This is a genomic window from Brucella sp. NBRC 12953, assembly GCF_040369775.1.
Lineage (GTDB): Bacteria > Pseudomonadota > Alphaproteobacteria > Rhizobiales > Rhizobiaceae > Brucella > Brucella pseudogrignonensis.
On record NZ_BAABSV010000006.1, the window covers coordinates 26,349 to 48,402 of the forward strand.

The window sequence follows — 22,054 nt, forward strand, 5'->3', positions numbered from 1 at the left end:
CTGCTGGAAAGAGTGCGTAAAGTGAACTGCTGACAAAATGAGAACAAAAGTGAACAACCATCTTGGCGACGACCCTTGCCCGCATTAGATTGGGTGTGTGACGCTGAACCTGACACCCACTTCTGAGACCGGTGCCTTTCATCTGCCAGACCGTTTTGTAAAATGGTTTGCAGAAAAGGGCTGGTCGCCGCGCGCCCATCAGCTGGAGCTGCTTTCGCGCGCTGAACAGGGGCAGTCCACGCTGCTGATCGCGCCCACAGGTGCTGGTAAAACACTCGCAGGTTTTCTGCCTGCGTTGGTCGATCTGGAGCGAATGCGTAATAAAGCAATCCCAGGAAAAGTGGGTGCCGGTTCTCCGTCCAGGGTTGCGCCTAAAACAAAACAAGGTGTTCACACTTTGTATATTTCGCCGCTAAAGGCACTCGCGGTCGATATTCATCGAAATCTGACCATACCTGTCGAGGAAATGGGGCTCGACATTACGATTGAGACCCGGACTGGCGATACACCTGCACATAAGCGTCAGCGCCAGAAGCTTGTGCCGCCTGACATTCTGCTGACGACGCCGGAACAGCTTGCACTTCTGATTGCCTCCAAAGGGGCAGATCAGTTTTTCAAGGGCTTGCGTTATGTGGTGCTTGATGAGCTGCACTCGCTGGTCATTTCCAAACGCGGTCATTTGCTGGCGCTGGGGCTTGCGCGTTTGCGCCGCCTGCAACCACAATTGCAAACCATCGGACTGTCGGCAACTGTGGCGCAGCCTGACGAATTGTGTCGCTGGCTGGTCGAACAGGATGGCACAGAGCCGAAATCCGGTCTGGTCACGGTTGTTGGTGGTGCCAAGCCTGAAATTAGCATTCTCGATTCAGAGGAGCGGGTGCCGTGGGCAGGGCATTCCTCCCGCTATGCCATCCCGGATATTTATGAGGCGGTCCGTGCCCATCGCACGACGCTGCTGTTCGTCAATACGCGCAGTCAGGCAGAGATGCTGTTTCGGGAGCTCTGGCGCGTCAACGAGGATACGTTGCCAATCGCCCTGCATCATGGCTCGCTGGATGCCAGTCAGCGCCGCAAGGTGGAACAGGCGATGGCTGCCAACACATTGCGTGCCGTGGTTGCCACCTCGACGCTTGATCTTGGCATCGACTGGGGCGACGTCGATCTGGTCATTCATGTCGGTGCGCCAAAGGGGGCGAGCCGTCTTGCGCAGCGTATCGGTCGCGCCAATCACCGTATGGATGAGCCGAGCCGCGCCATTCTTGTGCCCGCCAATCGTTTCGAGGTGATGGAGTGTCGGGCAGCACTCGACGCAAATTATCTTGGCGCACAGGATACGCCGCCGCTGATCGATGGCGCGCTGGATGTGCTGGCACAGCATGTGCTGGGTATGGCCTGTGCCGAGCCTTTCAACGCCGATCAGCTCTATCGGGAAGTGCAAAGTGCTGCGCCCTATTCAAATCTCTCACGCGAGACCTTTGATCAAATTCTCGATTTTGTGGCCACTGGCGGCTATGCGCTCAAGACCTATGAGCGCTTTGCCAAAATCCGCAAAACTGCCGATGGCACATGGCGGGTTTCTAACCCGCGCATCGCGCAGCAATATCGCCTTAACATCGGCACGATCGTTGAAGCGCCGGAGCTGAATGTCCGGCTCACGCGTGGCGGTAAGGGAGCCAATGCCCGGGCCGTTGGAAGGGGCGGGCGTGTTCTGGGGCGCATCGAGGAATATTTCCTCGAAACGCTGACGCCGGGCGACACATTCCTGTTTGCAGGCAAGGTGCTGCGGTTTGAAGGCATTCGTGAGAACGAATGCATCGCTTCCAATGCTGCGGGACAGGACGCAAAAATTCCGGTTTATGCTGGCGGTAAATTCCCGCTTTCCACCTATCTCGCATCGCAGGTGCGCGCGATGCTGGCAGATCGTTCGCGTTGGCAGTTTCTGCCGCAACAGGTGCGCGAATGGCTGGAAGTGCAGGCATTCAAGTCGGTTCTGCCGCGTGAAGACGAGTTGCTGATTGAGACTTTCCCCAAAGGCGGGCGGTTCTATATGGTCGCCTATCCCTTTGAGGGCAGGCTTGCGCATCAGACGCTTGGCATGTTGCTCACCCGTCGTCTTGAGCGCATGGGCGCGCATCCTCTTGGGTTCGTCGCCACCGATTATTCGCTGGGGCTGTGGGGCCTCAAAGACATGGGCGCGATGATCGGGTCAGGCAAATTAAGCCTTAAGCGGCTGTTCGATGAAGACATGCTCGGCGATGACCTCGAAGCCTGGCTTGATGAAAGCTATCTTCTGAAGCGCACCTTCCGCAATTGTGCCGTGATTTCGGGGCTTATCGAGCGACGGCATCCGGGGCAGGAGAAGACAGGCCGTCAGGTGACGGTCTCGACCGACCTGATCTATGATGTGCTGAGAACCCACGAACCGGACCATATTTTGCTACAGGCAACGCGCGCTGATGCTGCGACCGGGCTTCTGGATATCAAGCGTCTTGGCGACATGCTGGCGCGTGTGAAGGGGCATCTGCTGCATAAGCCGCTGGACCGTATTTCGCCGTTGGCGCTGCCTGTGATGCTTGAAATCGGCCGCGAGCGTGTGGCCGGTGAGGGTGATGAAATGCTGCTTGAAGAAGCAGCCGATGATCTGATCAGAGAAGCAATAGGATGAGCACAGCAGTCTGGGGAAATGGTGAGGCTTATAGTCTGGCGCATGCGGAATTGCGCGGCGTTGCGACGATCTATGATCCGTGTGGTGCGCTTTTCCTGCCGGACCTGCATATGCTGGTCGTTTCCGATTTGCATCTTGAAAAAGGTTCGTCTTTTGCCCGACGTGGCCAGCTCTTACCGCCTTATGATACGGCCGCGACGCTCGATATGCTGGCTGCTGTCATCGCGCGTTATCAGCCGCGAACCGTTATCAGTCTTGGCGACAGTTTTCACGATGCAAAGGCCAGCGAGCGGCTGCCGTCGCTATATGCAATCCGTCTCAAATCGTTGATGGAACGTCGGGACTGGTTCTGGATCACGGGCAATCATGATCCTGATCGGCCTGCTGACTTGCCCGGCGACTGTGTTGAGGAACTTTCAATTGGACCACTGACTTTCCGGCATGAGCCATCGCGCATAGAAGCGAAGGGTGAGGTGGCAGGCCATCTTCACCCGGCAGCGCGCATCGTCCGGCGAGGACGGTCGGTTCGGCGTCCATGTTTTGCAAGCGACGGCGAAAGGCTGATCATGCCTGCGTTTGGTGCTTATACAGGAGCACTCAATGTGCTGGATCGCGCTTTTCGCGGGCTGTTCGTTGATGCAAGCCTGCGCGCCTATATGCTGGGGCAGGGTAAGATTTACCCGATTGCGCATGGTGCGCTGGTTGGCGGCTGAGGCATTTTACGGGCATCGGGTTCCGAAATACGATACCCGCTTTTCGGGATCCGCATTAATCTTTTCTGAAAAGAATACGTCCGGCCCAGCCTGTGAAGACAGCCAGGAACACGGCAAACAAGCCGTAATAGAAGCTGTATTTATGGGCAGCATCATAGATGCTTTGCTCGACACCGGCTTTCACGATTTCGAGGCTTGCATTGGCTTCGCGCAGGAAAACACCATTGCGAAACAACAAAGCCCGCGCCTTGTGACGCCCAACCGGCACATTGGCCGAGAGGTTCAGCGTTGCGCGAAACAGGGTGCGTGAGAGAAACTCAACGCCGCCGATGCGCTGGCTATAAAGCCCTTGTCGCATTTTCATCTCACGCAATTCGTTCCCGAATTTGGGGATGTTGCCTGAGAGGCTGGATGGGTCTTCCGGTCGAAGGTAGAAATTGCGGACACCAACCGAAAGCTGGCGGTATAGCTTTTCTTCTGCGATGTCCTGCAGATTGCGGGTCGATGCGAGTGAGTAGGACAGCGGTACGCCGAGGAAGGTTTCGGAATCCGCATTCACCCAGACACCGAGATAGCGTTCCTTCTTACGCACGACCAGATCGCGCGAAGGGCCTTGCAGCACGACGATAATGTCGTAGCGTCCCTGGCGCTGGATCAATGGATCGGCATTGTCGAGCGCGCCGAAAATCGTGAGATCTGTGCCGCCGAAATTGGAAGTAATGGCAATTGTTTCGGTCGAAAGGCCGATTTCGATTGTTTCTTCAGACGGGTTCTGCAACTGCGGCACGCCGTTGCCATCGCCGCTTGAATTGGTCTGCGCCGATGCTGCCGTTATGCCAAAAAATAATGCAGATAGGAGCGTGAGTTTCCTCATGTCACATATCCGCAATTGAGATCGAGAACAGATTGTCAGGCCGTACGAAAAGGCCGAAAGCGAGACGCAGGCCCACTGCAAGAACCAGCAGTGCCAGCAACAGGCGCAGCTGTTCACCGCGCAGTTTCTGTCCGGCACGCGCACCATATTGCGCACCGATTACGCCGCCAAGCATCAGCAGGAATGCAAGCACAATGTCGATGGACTGGTTGGTCGTTGCCTGCATGACCGTGGTAAAAGCCGTAACGAAAGTGATCTGAAACAGCGACGTGCCGACAACAACATTGGTCGGTACATGCAGCAGATAGATCAGCGCGGGCACCATGATGAAGCCGCCACCGACACCCATCACAGATGATAACAAGCCGATGAAAAAACCGATGCCGAGCACTGGAATGATGCTGACATAGATGGTTGAAGCGCGGAACCGCATCTTGAATGGCAGCTTGTGTATCCACGTATGCTGGCCCGGACGGCGGATTGCGCCTGCCTGTCCTTTTTTCACACGGCGCAGCGCACGTACGCTTTCAACCAGCATCAATCCACCGACCGTGCCCAGAAAGAAGACGTAGAGGATTGAAACAATCAGATCGAGCTGACCGAGATCACGCAGCCACGAGAAAACAAAGATACCGAGCAATGATCCAACGATACCGCCCGCAACCAGAAACAGCCCGAGCTTGATATCAAGCGTTCGTCGTTTGAAATGCGCTAACGCGCCGGAAACCGACGAAGCGATCACCTGATTGGCACCGGTTGCAACGGCAATAGCCGGTGGAATGTTATAAAAGATCAGCAGCGGTGTAATGAGAAATCCGCCGCCCACGCCGAACAATCCCGACAGAAAGCCCACGGCAGCGCCCATGCCGAGCAGAACCAGCATGTTGACCGACAATTCCGCAATGGGAAGGTAAATACCCAATTCCGAACCCGGTTTTCACAACGCACAACACGCAGCCCTTTGCGGTCGCGCTATGCCGCAAGGTCTGTCTCGCTTCCGTCAAAACATGGCCTCATTCAGTTGAATCAGATCATTGCTCTAACAGTTTGATTTGCCGCGCATCTTGTCCGAAAACTATCTCACACATTTCGGAATGCGCTCCTAACGGTCTTGCTCTTTCGGCACGGCGAAGTCAAACCCCGATTGAGATTAGAGTTACTTTGACAAATGATGTGGGATGAAAATGGCACATTGTTGTTTGCGAACAACAAAGTTGTCACCAGGCTTGCCACAAATGCTTCACATTATGGCTGCGAAAACCGCTATTCTATATGTCCCTGACGGTTGCTGAGAATGATCGAAATATGGTCTTTCGGCGTTATGACTGCATAAGTCGATGATGGATAGAATTGCGCTCTTATCGAAATGTGGTTCGATATGTTGTTATCGACAAGGCTACCGTTTTTGATCACATAAAGATAGGAATTGGTGATACTGGCTCCATAAGAACCGGCAAATTTGCTATTCGATGTAAAGCCGAAAGAGCTTGCGCCTTCCGAATAATATTCGCCGTTCGTGACAAGCCAGTCATCGGTCGGATTTGAACGCGACATTGCTGTTTTCTTGCCGTCTGGCGTCGAAAAATTCAGATTGAACGATAGCGCTATGAAAATGTTCTTGAGTTCTGTTGTTCCGGAAAAGACCTTGAACAAGGACTTATAGGGATGGAAATCGTCGGCCTGTATGAATTGTCGTTCCGGCGATGAGATTTCAAAGTCAATCGCGTCGCCTTGAAAGCCTTTGATGTCTTTGTCGAGTGCAAGAGGAATTTTGGCAATAATGCCGTTTTCCATTTCATTATTGACGTGCAGCAACATTATACGGCCCCCGGTTTACTGGTCAGATAATAAACCCTTGGGAATAAATTCAACCTGCTACTTCTCGCAGAACGACGCAACTTCTGTGTATAAAACTGCGCTGGTCCATATTCGTTGTTTGGCAGGGCAGGCATAACGAAAAAGCGCCAGAACATTATTCCGGCGCTCTGATTATCTATTTAACGGCATCTTTAATTGAAAACCGTTTCACAATTTTCGGGATGCGCGTTAATCATTGCTAATAAAGGACTTTGTGAAGTCTATTTGTTCTTTTCAAGAAGAAGCTGCACAAGCTGCTGATTTACTTCACCCGTTGGCTCCTGGCCATTTGCCTTCTGAATTTCAGCGATGGCATTGCGGGTTTTATTTCCCATCACGCCGTCAGCGCTACCCACATCATAGCCATTCTTCTGAAGGATGAGCTGAATGTTACGGACCGCCTTTTTCATATCGACAGGAGCTTGAGCGACTGGTTCGCCATCCGACCAGTTTTGCGGAATGGTGAGCGCGTTGGCAGCCTCATTCATTGGCTTAGCTTTCCAGAGCTCGACCGAGCCCTTCGCACGTTCAAGCTGATCTGGCTTAAGAGCTGCACCAATCTGATCACGCTTGTCAGCCGCATCTTTGTCACCAGCCTTGGCAGCAAGCGCAAACCACTTATAGCTTTCTTCCAGATTAACCGGCGTCCCAAGGCCTTGAGCTGCGAGAATGCCAAGATTGTATTGGCTGTCCTTCACGCCGAGTTCTGCTGCTTCGTTAAACCAGCGAACGGCAGACGTGTTATCAGGTTTACCGTTGGCACCGGAGGCAAACAGTACCGCGAGGTTATGCATCGCGTTTGCATTGCCCTGTTTTGCGGCCTGCTGATACCAGTCGATTGCCTTGTTGAGGTCGCGGGGCATACCAAGCCCCTTCTCATTCATGTTGCCCATGCGGTAAAGCGCAGGTGCAAAACCTTTGCCAGCTGACTGCTCATACCACTTTGCAGCTTCAGCATAGTCTTCTTTGACGCCACGGCCTTCCATGTAGCGATTGCCGATTTCAAACAATGCGCGGGCGTCGCCCGTCATTGCTGCTTCGCGCAAGGGGGCAGGGCCAGCATCATCAGGCACATCGATTGCTGTTGCTTCTGGTTCCTGTGCAGGCGTCGTGTCGGAGATGGCCTCTTCGTGCTGCTCAATTGCAGGCTGCGGAGTAGTCAGGCTGCTTTGCTGCTGCGGCTTGGCAATTGTGGTTTCAGGCACCACAACTTCCGGCATTGGCTGCATTGCTGGGGCCGGTGTCTCAGTTTTCGCGGGTGCGATTGAGGCTGTTGTGCCCTTGTCGATTGCTGGCGTCTCGGTCTTTGCCGTCAATTCTGTCTGCTGGCTTTCTTCGAGGAAGACCGAGCCAACCTGCAAGCCAGCAATGGCAAGCATGATCGCACCGATTGCCAGCAGTATCGGCTTGCGCTGGCGGTTAAAGAGACTGCTGATCGATCCCTTCTTTTTGTCGGTATCGCTTTCGTGCTGCGCTTCAAGCTTGCTGGATTCTTCGGCCGCTTGCTGAGCTGCACGACGTGCCACGCTTATCAAATCCGCCTTGCGGCTGGTTTCTGTCTTGGCTGTGTCCTGCTGGCTTCGCTCTTCACGAACACGCTTCATAATCGTGTTCAGATCAAGCACGCTGTCATTGTCCGGCTGCACGGAATCGAGCGAAGCGCTGAGTTCCGGTTCCTGGCGTGCTTTTGGCGTAAGCTTTGCAAGCTTTTCGCTTGCCACCGGCGCATCGATTGCCGGGCTGGCTGGCTTGTCTTTCTTCTCTACTGCCACAGATGGGAAAGACTGTGGTGCCGCTGAAAACGGATTAACAACCGGCTTTGTCTTGGCGACTACTGGCTGAGGCAGATGAGGCTGTGTTTCGATCTGCTGTTCCAGATTGGACAGGCGATCAACGACTTTGACCAGCGTTTCATGAACAGCTTCAAAAGTCTTACCGTTACGCTCATCGGCATTGCGGGCAAGCGCTTCGAGTGACTTGATATCATTGGCAAGTTGCGCAGCAATCGCCGTGTCGTTCTGCGAACCATGCTTGAGCACATGTGCAACGGCTGTTTCTGCCGCTTCGCGTGCTGCATCAAGAACGGTTTCACGATTGTCAGCGATGGAGCGCTCAATGGAATCCAGACGCGGCTTCAATTCGGCCAGTTCGGCTGAAGGCTTGTTGAGCTGGCGCGCGATGTTTGCAATCTGGTTTTCCAGACCGCGAATGGCTTCGCGCTCAGCGTGGGCAACTTCTTCAGTCTGTGGCGTCTGCAGCAGGCTCAATGAAATTTGCTGCGAGATGTCGTCAAGACGACCTTCAATCGCATGGAGCATACCGCCTTCGGCGTAATGGCTCGCATATTGCGCATCAAGGCGCTTGGTCAGTTCCTTGAAGCGATTGTCGATCTTATCAAGAACAGCGGGATTTGGTTCATGCGCGAGCTTTTCTGCTGCTGCCAGCTTCTGATCGATAGCGGACAGACGGACTTCAACACTGTGATAGTCCGACTGGCTCAAATTCTCCATAACCTTGCCGACCTGATGGGCAAGGAGGTTGATCTGCTGTGCGAGCTGATCAATGGCCTGCTCAGGCAACTGCGATCCTTCGCTCAGTGCATCGATGCGTTGCGAGAGCTCGCCAAGGCGGCGAAACAGTGTGTCCGCATTCTGTTCGGCGACCGAATTATCCAGTTGATGTGTCAGTTCGGTCAGGCGCTGTTCGATGCGTTCAAGACGTAGTGTTTCTTCGCGATCTGAATGCGGATGACGATTGGCAGCGATCACAGCCCGGCTTATTTCATCAAGACGGCTGTCGATCTGGCGCAATGTATTGTTTTCCGACCGCGGCGCGCGTGGCTCTTCGCGCATTTCAGCGAAACGAGGAGCAAGGGGCAGAGATGGACGGGCATCGTATTGTTCAGCCCGGTTCTGCTCTTCTGTGAGGCGGCGCAGATGTTCTGCAATCTCCGCAAGGCCGGTGATGTGCTTTTCAGCCTTTGGCTCAGGCGAGCGTGGACGGGGCGCAGCGTTTCCAATATGACCGAGACGCTTTTCCAGTTCCGCCAAAGTATTGTGCAATTCGTTCATGGCGCTCGACTTCGGCGCGATAGGCGCATGGCGCTCGCGCAAGGCGTTCAGCTCGTCAATGATGGAACGTGAACCGGATGCCTGGTGGTCGTTTGCCATGTGAAATCACTTTTCCAAAAATAGAAACAGCCGAGAGCCGAATTCACCAATGAGTCGAAGCCATATTTGCTGAGGCTATATTCTTACAAACGTGGTAAACAAGTTATTAAAATCTATCATCGATTGCATAAAAACAGCCTCCTTTGGGGAGGCTGCGATTGTTTTAAGTTTCAGAAAAATAGGGATTATTCGACGACAAGTACCGTGCGTGGACGCAAGGTAAGTGCAAGCGCGAGAAACAGCAGGCAGGCAACCGTGACGAAGACCGGGAGGCCGTGTGTCAAATATTGCTGCGCGATGCCTGCAAAGAGCGGGCCGATCAGTGCGCCGACGCCCCACATGAGGCCCATGCTGGCATAAATGCCCACAAGCTGCGCGCCTTTGAACTGACTGCCGACAACGCTCAGCATGATTGTGTAAATGCCGACAAATGCGCCACCCCACACAAACAGCAACGTGTAGGTGAGCCATGGCAGGGTGAGGGCCCATGGCCAGATCGCGGCTCCTGCAGCAGACAAGCCTGCAAGGATGATCAGGAGTGTCTGGCGGCTCATGCGGTCGCCCAGAAAGCCGATTGGAATCTGCAATACAATCGCACCGAACATCATCACCGACATAAGCTGTGTCGCCTGATTTTCGCTCCAGCCAAGATCGACGGCATAAAGCGGCAGGAACGACAGGCCTGCAGATTCAATCGCTGCATTGAGTACGGTTGCCGCCAGCGCGACAGGTGCAAGTGCCAGATAATGCAGCGGGCTTCCGTGCGGTTTGTCGGTGATCGGCGGCGCACTAACCTTTGGGTTGGCGATCAATAGCGCTGCAAGAAGGGCAAGGACTGAACCAACGAGATAAGGCAGGAAACCGCTTGAGCCGACAATCGAGAGAATGAGCGGTCCAAGCGCAAAGCCAAGCGACAATGCCGCTGTATAGATGCCCATGGTCTTAGAGCGGTTCTCATCGGTGCTCAGCGAGTTGAGCCAGGTTTCAGAAACCACGAACAGGGTTTCAGATGCGGCGCCTAACAGAATACGCAGCGGAAACCACAGCCAGATCAATGGAACTGCGGGAAATAGGCCCAGCAGGACTGCAGCCGCAGCAAGTGCGACAATCACCAGCGACCGCATTCCAAGCCACGCGCTCAGTCGCGGCAAAAGGAATGCCATGCAGAGCACGCCGACGGCGTGCATGGCCGCGTTGGCGCCAATGATTGCTTCGCTGAAGCCCATCTCATCGAGATCAAGAGCGATAAGTGCAGCGCTTAGGCTGTAAGTCAGACCGAAGATCATCGCAGTGCTGGTGACTGCAGTGCGCGAGAGCATAACGTTGGAAGGAGCGTGTTCTGTGGTCACTGTGATGATCCGGACGAGCTTGATACTGAAAATACTTAGATATCAAGAAGAGTGGGAACTCAACTACTTAGGAAAAATCTTTCAGCATCGTCATGAATATTGTTGAATCAATCGTTCTTGGGCTAAAGCTCATATCTGTCGCCAGAGGAGATAAATGTGAGCCAACTAGCCTATACCACTGTAGCCCGCCGCCCATCGGTGGAGGAATATTTGCATCTTCGTGCGGTGGCTGGCCTTAGTCCCTTCACGAAAGCCGCCGCTGCCAAAGGGCTCGAAGGCACGGTCTATTCTGTACTTGTTTTGCACGATGGCTCTGCAATCGGAATGGGTCGGTTGATCGGGGATGGCGGTTGCTTTTTTCAGGTGGTGGATATCGCCGTTGGGCCGCAACATCAGGGGCGAGGCTTGGGCAAAGCCATCATGAGCGCCATCATGAACTATGTTAATGCCGAACTTCCGTCTTCGGCCTATGTGAGCCTGATTGCTGATGTGCCAGCGAATAAGCTTTATGAGCAATTCGGCTTTAATGAAACTGCGCCACGATCCCTTGGAATGGCTTATCGCGTGAAGTCAGGGGCGTAATCGTCACTTTGCCGACCAGGGGCGCGGTCCGACAACAACATGATTGTTTGATCCTTTTCAATCGTTTATGCCTCACTTATTCGGAGGATCTTATGAAATCTTTATTCACGTTTGCATTTGTATCGGTTTTGGTTCTCACATCCAGCTCGGCCTATGCTTTGGATGCTCAGAAAGATTGCTCCACATTGAAGCAGGTCATCAAAGAATCGAAGATAAACTTCAAGAATGTTGCAGCTGATGCGGCTCCCCAGGATGTGGATGTTTATCCATCAAAGCTCACATTAACCGGCAGCAATTCTTGCCGTGTTGTTCTGCGCACGAGCGTATCTTCGGTCAGCTGGTTGTGCGTTGTTGAAGATACGACCGTGAAAGCGGTTGCAGCTTTCGTTTCGAAATGCGTGGGCAAGCCTGAAACCCCTGATGCGGCTTATCAGAGGTCTGGCGCTAAAATCTTCCGTTTAAAGCCGCAGGTTCCCGCCGAGATCATTGTTTCGGAACTGGATCGCGGGAATATTGCCCTGCAAGTCAAAGCGCTGCAGAAGAAATAGCATCGGCGGGCCGTGCGAACAGGCGCTCAGGTCTATCGTGTTCAAAGTTGCATTGATGCTTGCCGCGACGTCGCAAGGAATCCGTCGACAAAATCGATGGTTTCGTCACCGCTTCTTAGGCCGAGATGAATGCTTTTCTGAATTCCTGTCTTGCCGATCCTGACGGGGTGAACGCCGAGTGTCTTTGCTTCTTGGCGCACCAGCCAGTTTGGAATGGCGCTGACGCCGCGGCCTGCCGCAACAAGTTGCAGCATCATTTCCGTTGTCTCGACATTTCGATGGTGCCGTGGGCGGCAATTGGCAGGCACCAGAAATTGCGTAAAGACATCAAGCCTTTCTGGTGGCACGGGATAAGTGAATAGGGTTTCCTCCAGCAAATTGGCAGGCTCTGCATTGTCCAGAAGCGATAAAGGATGACCGTCAGGAACGGCAAGCACGAGCTCGTAGTCGAACACTGGCACATAACGGATGCCGGAGGTCTCAATCGGATCTGGCGTAATCAGAATGTCGATTTCGTATCCCGTCAATGCTGCAACGCCGCCGGATGCAAATGATGTCGTTAGCTCCAGATCAACATCCGGCCATTCCACCAGGAAAGGCTTTGTTACACCCATCAGCCATTGATGGCAGGGATGACATTCCATCCCAATCCTGAGGGAGCCTCGCTGCCCGTAGCGATAATCTGATAAGACATCCTCCGCCCGTTCGATCTGCGGCAGAATGCGGTGTGCAAGTGTCACAATATAGCGTCCAGCCTCGGTGAGACGAAGATTGCGGCCATCCTTCTCCCACATGGCTACGCCATAGCGTTCTTCTAGCTTACGGATGGTGTGACTAAGCGCCGACTGTGTCACATTCAGCTTTTCCGCCGCCGCCGTCAGGCTCCCCATGCGATCAACTTCGCGCAGGATTGACAGATGTTGTCTGTCCAGCATGATTATTTCCGCCTTCACTCATCTGTACTTGTCACCAGTACAGCCATCAAATTTCAGCTGGGCGGTGAAATGGCGCAGAAACGACGGCACGGAATACCGGTCGCGAAAGCGGCACTCCGGGACACCCCGCCCGTGAACGTTATCTGACGTGGCAGGTCTCCTGGCTCACGGGTAATCGCTCTCGTCCGTCTTCCCGGGGTAGACCCAGTGACAAAATTGGACGTTTGCTAACCGCTTACAGTTGCGGGGGCAGCTTCGGCGTTTGACCGAATTCCCTCTTAGCTACGGATTTAAATCCGCAGAACCACGACAGTGAACCAATGTCCTATGCCAACTGTCCGGTCAAGCCTTTCGGCCATGGCTCATAACAATTGCGTCACGCATTCATATTCGGGTGCGGTGTTCTGTCAAAGTCGGCCTAATCCGCCAACTTATGAACCTGGCTCATGCTTGTATGAAATGAAATCAATTTTAATCGTTCAACGCCTTCGGCATAAGAGGTTTAACGCTCTTATCCGAAGTCCGTATCAATACAGACTTTGCAGAAGGCCTGAGCAGAAATAGAAACTAAAGAAAGCAAAGACATCAAAGTGAATTTAAATCATAGATTGGGATGTCATGTCGCGATGAATAGAGATTTTACATTCAACATTAAGAGTATTTGCTTTGATGAGGATTACCATCCCTCAGAAAATACTCGTATCACGACCAATTTTGCTAATTTGGCGAGAGGTGACAATCGCCAAGAGAACCTGCGCAATGCACTCAGGATGATTGACAATCGTTTCAACGCTCTGGCGCATTGGGATAACCCGGAAGGCAATCGGTATTCGGTCGAACTGGAAATCATTTCGGTTGAAATGAATATTGGTGCTGAAAGCAAGAACGATGCTTTCCCGGTGATTGAAATACTGAAAACCAATATCATGGATCGCAAGACCGGCGAGCGCATTGAGGGCATTGTCGGGAATAACTTCTCGTCCTACGTGCGAGATTACGACTTCAGCGTATTATTGCCAGAGCATAATAAGAATCGGCTTGAATTCAGCACGCCTGATAACTTCGGAGAATTGCATGGAAACCTCTTTAAATGTTTCCTGAATTCAAATGCTTATAAAGAGAGCTTCAGTAAGCCGCCTGTAATATGTCTGAGTGCTTCAAGCAGCAAGACCTATCGTCGAACTGAAAATCAGCACCCCGTATTAGGGGTTGAATATGAGCAGAACGAGTTCTCTTCGACTGATAAGTATTTCAAAAAAATGGGATTGGAGGTTCGATTTTTCATGCCTCCGAATAGCGTTGCGCCTTTGGCCTTCTATTTTATCGGCGATTTGCTTGCCGATTATACCAATCTTGAGCTGATCGGAACCATCAGTACGATGGAGACTTTCCAGAAGATCTATCGGCCCGAGATTTACAACGCCAACTCTGCGGCGGGTGCCTGCTATCAACCGGATTTGAAGCATCAGGACTATTCGCTCACACGCATTGTCTACGACCGCGAAGAGCGTAGCCGGTTGGCTATCGAACAGGGCAAGTTTGCGGACGAGCACTTCATCAAACCATACAAGACCATTCTTGAGGAATGGTTTGCCAATAGCGTTCATTGACGAACCAAAAAACAAGGTTGCCTAGAATGAAACCATTGTTGCCCACCTCAACGGCTGGCAGCTTGCCAAAACCAATCTGGCTTGCACAACCCGAGAAACTTTGGTCGCCCTGGAAATTGCAGGATGAGGAATTAGCTGCTGGCAAACAGGACGCTCTGCGTTTGTCGCTGGACGACCAACAACAGGCAGGCATTGATATTGTCAGCGACGGCGAGCAGACGCGCCAACATTTTGTCACGACCTTCATTGAGCATCTCAGCGGTGTCGACTTCGAGAAGCGCGAGACCGTCCGAATTCGCAATCGCTATGACGCAAGTGTGCCGACAGTTGTCGGCGCCATCTCACGTCCAAAACCTGTTTTTGTCGAAGATGCCAAATTCTTGCGTCAGCAGACGAAGCAGCCCATCAAATGGGCTTTGCCGGGTCCCATGACCATGATTGATACGCTCTATGATGCTCATTATAAAAGCCGCGAAAAGCTGGCCTGGGAATTTGCCAAAGTCCTCAATGAAGAAGCCAAGGAGTTGGAGGCTGCTGGTGTCGATATCATCCAGTTCGACGAGCCGGCATTCAATGTTTTCTTCGATGAGGTAAACGACTGGGGCGTTGCAACGCTGGAAAAAGCAATGGAGGGACTTCAGTGTGAAACTGCTGTCCATATTTGCTATGGCTACGGTATCAAGGCCAATACCGACTGGAAGCAAACTCTCGGATCAGAGTGGAGGCAGTATGAAGAAACCTTCCCAAAACTGCAGAAATCCAGTGTCGATCTGATCTCTCTCGAATGCCACAATTCACATGTTCCAATCGACTTGATCGAACTCATTCGAGGCAAAAAGGTTATGGTTGGGGCTATTGATGTGGCCAACAACGCGATCGAGACCCCTGAGGAAGTTGCCAATACTCTGCGGAAAGCACTGCAATTCGTGGATGCCGACAAGCTCTATCCCTGCACGAACTGTGGAATGGCACCTTTGTCTCGTCGGGTGGCAACGGGCAAGCTGAGGGCTCTAACCGCGGGTGCAGAAATCATCAGAAGAGAGCTTTCGGCCTAGTGGTGGCTGGGCAGCAGGAGGCCGACATGAATATGGTGGAACGCCGGTTCAACATTGTAGATAAAGCCACGTTTCGTAATGGCATGTCACGGCTGGGTTCGGCGGTAAGTGTCACCAGCACAAAGTTCGGCGGGAAGCGTTACGGCTTTACCGCCTCCGCTGCCTGCAGTGTCAGCGACACTCCAGCGACACTGCTTGTCTGCCTTAATCGGGAGAGCTCGTGTTTTCATGCCTTTGAGAACGCGCGCTATTTCTGCGTCAACACACTGATGCCCGGCCAGGAGGACATCTCGAACCATTTCGGTGGTAAGACGTCGGTGGAGGACCGGTTCGCCTATGGGGAATGGGTGGAGGGACTCACTGGAGTTCCGGTCCTTGCCAGTGCTTCGGTCAGCTTCGAGTGCGAATTAACAAATGCCGTCGATGAGGCCACACACCGCATCCTTTTTGGGCGCGTAATCGATATTCGTGAGAATGAAAAACAAGCGGCGCTGCTCTATTGTATGCGTCGCTACCTCAGTGTTTAAGCAATCAACCGACTTTACTCCAGAACGGTTAAAGGGCAGATCGTTGACAAACAGGTGTCGCGACGTTGAGATCAGTTGACCAGCAGCGCTTGCATCGCTAACTGCTGCCCGCTTCAATTAAGATACTGCCGAAACAAACTCCGACGCGCGATCAGCTTGGGAATAACATTCCCGCAAGCACGGAAACCAGTTCAGACCATCTGGCAGCAATATCGAGCCTCGTTCAGTATGCCAGACTCCGTTATCCTCGATTGCGCATTGCTCCTTGATCATCGGCGGGTGAACAAGTTTCCTATTTTAAGAATCCTTGCAAATTTTGACGAAATGGCCTGCAGAAGAGGACGCTTCTGGCCCATGATTAGATTCACAATTTGGCAGAACCATCACAACGAATGGCCCACCAAAGCGCACGAGTAACCCGGTAGACGTCTATAATTCGCTGAAAAAGGGCAGCGCACAAACAAGTGTAATTTTTGACGTTTACGGAAACGTCAAAGTGCGCTAGTTTCGGCTCGGAATTGGAGTCTCGTCATCAATTTCAGAGCGGCGAGAGCTTCAAAAGTAGCAAAACTGGCTGGTTTTTTGAATTTTTAACCCCATTTTTGTTGCGAAGGGCATGATGTCACGCATTTGAGCATTTGCTGTGACAATCATTCTGAAAGCATATCTTCCTTGGAGGGGAAGCCCGTCCGGGGATCGCGATATGCGAGAGAATAAAACTAAAGCGCGTCGCGCTTTAGATGCAGGTGGGAGCCTGTTCCGCTTCATGCGGAGCCGAGCGGGTAATTGATTTGGAGGATTTCGATGCCGAGCTATCGCGCGCCAGTTGAGGATACAAATTTCGTTCTCAATGACGTTCTGAATTATCAGCGTTATAACAATTTGCCGGGTTTTGCCGATGCATCACCCGATGTCGTCGAGGCGATCCTGTCCGAAGGCGCGAAGCTTGCCGAAGGTACGCTGTTTCCTGTCAATCATACCGGGGATCAGGAAGGCTGCGCCCGCGCATCTGATGGTTCTGTGAAGACGCCGAAGGGTTTCAAAGCAGCATATGACCAGTATCGCGAAGGCGGCTGGCTTGGTCTTGCGGTGCCTGAACAATATGGCGGGCAGGGGCTTCCATATCTGCTGCATACAGCCGTTGGCGAATATATGTCGTCTGCCAATATGGCGCTCACCATGTATCCGGGTCTGACGCAGGGCGCGATTGCCGCGATCCTCACCCACGGAACGGATGAGCAGAAAGACACCTATCTGCCAAAGATGGTGGAAGGCACATGGACCGGCACAATGAACCTGACCGAGCCGCATTGCGGTACCGATCTGGGTCTGCTGCGTTCAACAGCGACACCACAGAATGATGGTTCCTACAAGATTTCCGGCCAGAAGATTTTCATTTCGGCTGGCGAACATGACATGTCGGAAAACATCATCCATCTGGTGCTGGCCCGTATCGATGGCGCACCGGAAGGTGTGAAGGGCATTTCGCTGTTTATCGTGCCGAAGTTCATTCTGGATGCCGATGGCAATCCGGGAGCGCGCAATGGCGTGTCCTGCGGCTCCATCGAAGAGAAGATGGGCATCCACGGCAATGCAACCTGTGTGATGAACTATGACGATGCGATGGGCTTCCTGATTGGCGAGGCACACAAAGGCCTGCGCGCCATGTTCACCATGATGAACGAAGCGCGTCTTGGTGTTGCTTTGCAGGGGCTTTCGATCGCCGAAACTGCTTATCAGAATGCCGCGATCTATGCGCGTGAACGCATTCAGGGTCGTGCGCTTTCGGGTGCCGCGGCACCTGACAAGAAGGCCGATCCGATCATCGTGCATCCGGATATTCGCCGTAATCTCATGAATATCCGTGCTTATAACGAAGCCGGTCGCGCGCTCATTCTCTGGACGGCGCTCAATTCCGATATTGCCCATCGTTCAGGCGATGAAGCAGAGCGTCAGGCGGCTGACGATCTGGTTGGCCTGCTCACGCCGGTGCTGAAAGGCGTTCTGACCGACAAGGGTTTTGAACATGCTGTCATGGCGCAGCAGGTTTTTGGCGGTCATGGCTATATCGAAGAACATGGCATGAGCCAATATGTGCGCGATGCGCGTATTGCCATGATCTATGAAGGTGCCAACGGCATTCAGGCGCTTGATCTGGTTGGTCGCAAGCTGGCGCTGAATGGTGGCCGTGCGATCACTGCTTTCTTCAAAGAAGTGGGCGAGTTCTGTGAAGCCAATCGCGAAAATGAAAAGCTCTCATTCTTCACCAAGCATCTTAAGAAGGGCGTCAACGATCTTCAGGCCGCAACCATGTGGCTGATGCAGAACGCGATGGCAAAGCCAGACAATGCCGGTGCAGCATCGAACGATTACATGCATCTCTTTGGTCTGGTGGCGCTTGGTTACATGTGGGCGCGCATGGCGAAGGTTGCCGAAGAAAAGCTGGCATCGGGTGAAGGCAATAAGGCCTATCTTGAAGCAAAGCTTGTCACAGCGCGCTATTATTTCGAGCGGATCATGCCGGAAAGTGTTGCCCATCTCGCGCGTATCCAGTCGGGTGCAGATAGCATGATGGCGCTTAACGCAGACGCATTTTGAGTTAGAGATCAGGCTAAGTTTTCGAACTTAGCGGGAAGGAGCAAAAATGGCTGAGGCTTATATTTACGATCACGTCCGCACACCGCGCGGACGTGGCAAGAAAGACGGTAGCCTGCATGAAGTGCCTGCCGTTCGTTTGGGCGCGAAGGTTCTGGAATCCTTGCGCGACCGCAACGGCATCGACACGGCAAAGGTTGATGACATTATTTTCGGCTGCGTTGACCCTGTCGGCGAAGCAGGTGCTGTTATTCCGCGTTCTTCGGCTTTTGAAGCGGGTTACGACTTCAAGGCGCCGGGAATGCAGATTTCGCGCTTCTGCGCATCTGGTCTCGATGCCATCAATCTGGCTGCTGCCAAGGTTGCGTTCGGTGCCGACGATCTGGTGATTGCTGGTGGCGTTGAAAGCATGTCCCGCGTTGGCATGGGTATGTCGGGCGGAGCCTGGTACATGGACCCATCGGTTGGCTTTCCGGGCTTTTTCATGCCGCAGGGCGTCTCTGCCGATCTGATTGCCACGAAATACGGCTTCTCACGCGATGACGTGGACGCCTATGCAGTAGAAAGCCAGAAGCGCGCTGCCAAGTCGTGGGAAAAGGGCTATTTCAAGAATTCGGTCATTCCGATCAAGGATCAGAACGGCCTCACCATTCTTGACCATGACGAGCATATGCGCCCCGGCACTGATATGCAGGCGCTTGGCCAGCTCAACCCATCCTTCGTGATGCCCGGCGAAATGGGCGGCTTCAATGCTGTTGGCATTCAGGCGCATCCAGAAGTCGAAACCATCAATCACGTTCACCATGCCGGTAATTCGTCTGGTATCGTTGATGGCGCAGCAGGCGTTCTCGTTGGCTCGAAGAAGGCTGGCAAAGCCTTTGATATCAAGCCGCGCGCGCGTATCCGTGCTTTTGCCAATATCGGCTCTGAACCAGCGCTTATGCTGACTGGCCCGGTTGATGTGACGGAAAAGTTGCTCAAACAGGCCAAGATGAAGCTCTCTGACATCGATCTGTTTGAGTTGAACGAAGCCTTCGCTGCCGTAGTTCTGCGTTACATGCAGGCATTTGATATTCCGCACGACAAGATCAACGTCAATGGCGGCGCGATTGCGCTTGGCCATCCGCTTGGTGCAACCGGCGCGATGATCCTCGGCACTGTGCTGGATGAATTGGAACGCCGCGACCTCAATACCGCACTGGTCACTTTGTGCATCGGTGCAGGCATGGGTACGGCCACCATCATCGAGCGCGTGTAAGGGGAGGAGGCGAATATGGCTTACGTAAATTTCAAAGTTGAAACCGACAATGATGGCATCGCTCTCGTCACATGGGACATGCCTGAAAAGTCGATGAATGTTTTCACCGTCGAGGCGATGCAGGAATTGAACGCCATCATCGACGCGACGACTGCGGACGAAAAGATCAAGGGCGTAGTCATCACGTCGGGCAAAGACACGTTCTCCGGTGGCGCAGACCTGACCATGCTCGAAGGCATGTTCAAGGAGTTCCAGAAGCAAAAGGCAAAGGACAAGCAGGCTGCTGTCCAGTCGCTGTTCGACAATGTAGGCCGGATGGGCGGATTGTTCCGCAAGCTGGAAACCTCAGGCAAGCCATGGGTTTCGGCCATCAATGGCACCTGCATGGGCGGCGCATTTGAAATGTCGCTCGCTTGCCATGCCCGCGTGGCGTCCGATGCACCGGGTGTGAAAATGGGCCTGCCGGAAGTGAAAGTCGGCCTGTTTCCGGGTGCTGGCGGCACGCAGCGCGTTCCTCGCCTTGCCAACCAGCAGGACGCTTTGCAGATGATGACGACTGGTTCAAGCCTGACGGCGCAGCGCGCCAAGGCGATGGGCCTTGTCACCGAAGTCGCACCTGCCAAGAAGCTCGTTGAAACTGCCAAGAAGCTCATCAAGGGTGGTCTTAAGCCAGTTCAGCCGTGGGATGAAAAAGGCTTCAAGCTGCCGGGCGGCGCGATCTATTCCGCTGCCGGTGCGAACCTTTGGCCAGCCGCAACCGCTATTCTGCGTCGCGAAACCTCCGGCAATTATCCGGCGGCACTCGCTATCCTGAAATCGGTTTATGAAGGCCTTCTGGTTCCATTCGATACCGGCCTTAAGATCGAACAGCGCTATTTCACTGAAATCCTTCAGACGACCGAAGCTGGCATGATGATCCGTTCGCTCTTTGTGTCGCTGCAGGAATTGAACAAGGGCGCACGTCGCCCGGTTGAAGAAAAGCCAACCAAGTTCAAGAAGATTGGTGTTATCGGCGCTGGCTTCATGGGGGCAGGCATTGCCTATGTGACAGCCAAGGCTGGCATTCCGGTGGTGCTGATTGATCGTGATCAGGAGTCTGCCGATAAGGGCAAGGCGCATACGGCTGATCTTATCACCAAGGAAATGCAGAAGGGCCGCGCGACGGAAGCCGACAAGGAAAAGCTCCTGTCGCTCATCACCGCAACACCTGATTATGCGCTGCTTGAAGGTGCAGATCTGGTGATCGAAGCCGTGTTCGAGGACCGCGAAGTCAAGCGTGTGGCGACCGAAAAGGCTGAGGAAGTGCTGAAAACTTCTGCGGTCTTTGCGTCCAATACCTCGACCTTGCCAATCAGTGGCCTTGCGAAAGTCTCCAAGCGTCCGAAGAACTTCATCGGTATCCACTTCTTCTCGCCGGTCGACAAGATGATGCTGGTGGAAGTGATCCTCGGCAAGAAGACATCCGACAAGGCATTGGCCGTAGCCCTTGATTATGTTCGTGCGATCAAGAAGACGCCGATTGTCGTCAACGACACACGGGGCTTCTACGTTAATCGCTGCGTGCTGCGCTATATGTCGGAAGCCTACAACATGCTCGTTGAAGGTGTTCCGGCTGCGATGATCGAAAATGCCGCCCGTATGGCCGGTATGCCGGTTGGCCCGCTTGCGCTCAACGACGAAACGGCAATCGATCTTTCGCAGAAGATCCTGAAGGCAACGCTAGCGGACTTGGGCGACAAGGCTGTCGATCCGCGTCATGTAGAACTGGTGGACAAGCTCGTCAACGAGTTTGACCGCAAGGGTCGCAAGAATGGCAAGGGATTCTACGAATACCCGGCCAAGCCTGCCAAGAAGCATCTCTGGGCCGGTCTGAAGGATCTTTATCCGCAGCAGGACCCCGACAAGATCGATGTGAAGGAGCTGAAGGAACGCTTCCTCGTCACCATCGCTCTGGAAGCTTCGCGCGTGATGGAAGAAGGCATTGTGACCGATCCGCGCGAAGCGGATGTCGGCTCAATCCTGGCCTTTGGTTTCGCACCTTATACCGGCGGCACGTTGTCTTATATCGATGGCATGGGCGCGAAGAAATTCGTCAAGCTTGCCAAGGAGTTGCAGCGCAAATACGGCCAGCAGTTCAAGGCACCGAAGCTGCTCCTTGATATGGCAGAGAATGGCGAAAGCTTCTATCAGCGCTTCAACCCATATAAGGGCGAGGCCAAGAAAGCAGCCTGATCTGCGGCCACATTAGCTATTAAAAATACGCGCGGCATTCCGATGTCGCGCGTATTTATTTATGAATAAGAAAATTTTCCCTGT

The 22,054-nt window shown here is 53.3% G+C and carries 16 protein-coding genes and 1 riboswitch; of the genes, 10 read left to right on the forward strand and 6 right to left on the reverse strand.

Translation table 11 applies throughout. The annotated features are described in order from the left end of the window. Positions 1–97: 97 nt before the first annotated feature. Positions 98–2,665 (forward strand): ligase-associated DNA damage response DEXH box helicase, encoded by a 2,568-nt coding sequence (locus ABWV94_RS15155; RefSeq protein ID WP_353414149.1) that lies wholly within the window; start codon positions 98–100, stop codon positions 2,663–2,665. After that, a complete protein-coding gene (gene pdeM, locus ABWV94_RS15160; RefSeq protein WP_353414151.1) occupies positions 2,662–3,378 on the forward strand; it encodes a ligase-associated DNA damage response endonuclease PdeM in 717 nt (238 codons plus the stop codon). Before ABWV94_RS15155 ends, pdeM begins: the two co-directional genes overlap by 4 nt. 55 nt (positions 3,379–3,433) lie before the next feature. On the opposite strand, the gene ABWV94_RS15165 is transcribed toward pdeM, so the two are convergent. The 5 genes from ABWV94_RS15165 to ABWV94_RS15185 all read right to left on the reverse strand — a co-directional run bounded on the left by ABWV94_RS15165 (position 3,434) and on the right by ABWV94_RS15185 (position 10,598). After that, a complete protein-coding gene (locus ABWV94_RS15165) occupies positions 3,434–4,252 on the reverse strand; it encodes a TIGR02186 family protein (protein ID WP_151562834.1) in 819 nt (272 codons plus the stop codon). Between the two features lies 1 nt (position 4,253). After that, positions 4,254–5,135: a sulfite exporter TauE/SafE family protein gene (locus tag ABWV94_RS15170; protein ID WP_231195638.1), complete on the reverse strand. Its 882-nt coding sequence runs from the start codon at positions 5,133–5,135 to the stop codon at positions 4,254–4,256. 380 nt (positions 5,136–5,515) lie between these two features. Continuing rightward, positions 5,516–6,070, reverse strand: coding sequence for a hypothetical protein (locus tag ABWV94_RS15175; protein ID WP_113496742.1), 555 nt, complete (start codon positions 6,068–6,070; stop codon positions 5,516–5,518). A 260-nt stretch (positions 6,071–6,330) separates the two neighbouring features. Continuing rightward, complete coding sequence (locus tag ABWV94_RS15180) at positions 6,331–9,279, reverse strand: peptidoglycan-binding protein (RefSeq protein ID WP_353414154.1); 2,949 nt, start codon at positions 9,277–9,279, stop codon at positions 6,331–6,333. 185 nt (positions 9,280–9,464) lie between these two features. Continuing rightward, positions 9,465–10,598: an MFS transporter gene (locus ABWV94_RS15185; RefSeq protein ID WP_064321912.1), complete on the reverse strand. Its 1,134-nt coding sequence runs from the start codon at positions 10,596–10,598 to the stop codon at positions 9,465–9,467. 180 nt (positions 10,599–10,778) lie between these two features. Here ABWV94_RS15185 and ABWV94_RS15190 point away from each other — a divergent pair, with 180 nt between their 5' ends. Together ABWV94_RS15190 and ABWV94_RS15195 are read left to right on the forward strand one after the other, a co-directional pair. Further along, entirely contained in the window at positions 10,779–11,210 is a 432-nt protein-coding gene (locus tag ABWV94_RS15190) for a GNAT family N-acetyltransferase (protein WP_502905186.1), read from the forward strand. Positions 11,211–11,257: 47 nt separating this feature from the next. Beyond that, on the forward strand, positions 11,258–11,758 hold the full coding sequence (locus ABWV94_RS15195; protein WP_353414158.1) for a hypothetical protein: 501 nt from the start codon (positions 11,258–11,260) through the stop codon (positions 11,756–11,758). Positions 11,759–11,799: 41 nt separating this feature from the next. Here the strand turns inward: ABWV94_RS15195 and ABWV94_RS15200 are convergent, their stop codons facing one another. After that, positions 11,800–12,693, reverse strand: a complete 894-nt coding sequence (locus ABWV94_RS15200; RefSeq protein WP_079213676.1) for a LysR substrate-binding domain-containing protein — start codon at positions 12,691–12,693, stop codon at positions 11,800–11,802. Between the two features lie 133 nt (positions 12,694–12,826). After that, positions 12,827–13,017: riboswitch (cobalamin riboswitch) on the reverse strand. 302 nt (positions 13,018–13,319) lie between these two features. Here ABWV94_RS15200 and ABWV94_RS15205 point away from each other — a divergent pair. From ABWV94_RS15205 to ABWV94_RS15230, 6 genes are all read left to right on the forward strand, one after another. Beyond that, on the forward strand, positions 13,320–14,303 hold the full coding sequence (locus ABWV94_RS15205; RefSeq protein WP_353414160.1) for a DUF1852 domain-containing protein: 984 nt from the start codon (positions 13,320–13,322) through the stop codon (positions 14,301–14,303). A 26-nt stretch (positions 14,304–14,329) separates the two neighbouring features. Beyond that, the gene (locus ABWV94_RS15210) at positions 14,330–15,358 is read left to right on the forward strand and encodes a methionine synthase (RefSeq protein WP_353414518.1); all 1,029 of its coding nucleotides are present in this window, start codon (positions 14,330–14,332) and stop codon (positions 15,356–15,358) included. A gap of 26 nt (positions 15,359–15,384) precedes the next feature. Further along, positions 15,385–15,885: a flavin reductase gene (locus ABWV94_RS15215; RefSeq protein WP_353414162.1), complete on the forward strand. Its 501-nt coding sequence runs from the start codon at positions 15,385–15,387 to the stop codon at positions 15,883–15,885. An 804-nt stretch (positions 15,886–16,689) separates the two neighbouring features. Continuing rightward, positions 16,690–18,483, forward strand: coding sequence for an acyl-CoA dehydrogenase C-terminal domain-containing protein (locus tag ABWV94_RS15220; protein ID WP_353414164.1), 1,794 nt, complete (start codon positions 16,690–16,692; stop codon positions 18,481–18,483). A gap of 46 nt (positions 18,484–18,529) precedes the next feature. Beyond that, a complete protein-coding gene (locus ABWV94_RS15225) occupies positions 18,530–19,738 on the forward strand; it encodes an acetyl-CoA C-acetyltransferase (RefSeq protein WP_007879756.1) in 1,209 nt (402 codons plus the stop codon). Positions 19,739–19,753: 15 nt separating this feature from the next. Next, on the forward strand, positions 19,754–21,970 hold the full coding sequence (locus ABWV94_RS15230) for an FAD-dependent oxidoreductase (protein WP_353414166.1): 2,217 nt from the start codon (positions 19,754–19,756) through the stop codon (positions 21,968–21,970). Positions 21,971–22,054 lie beyond the last annotated feature (84 nt).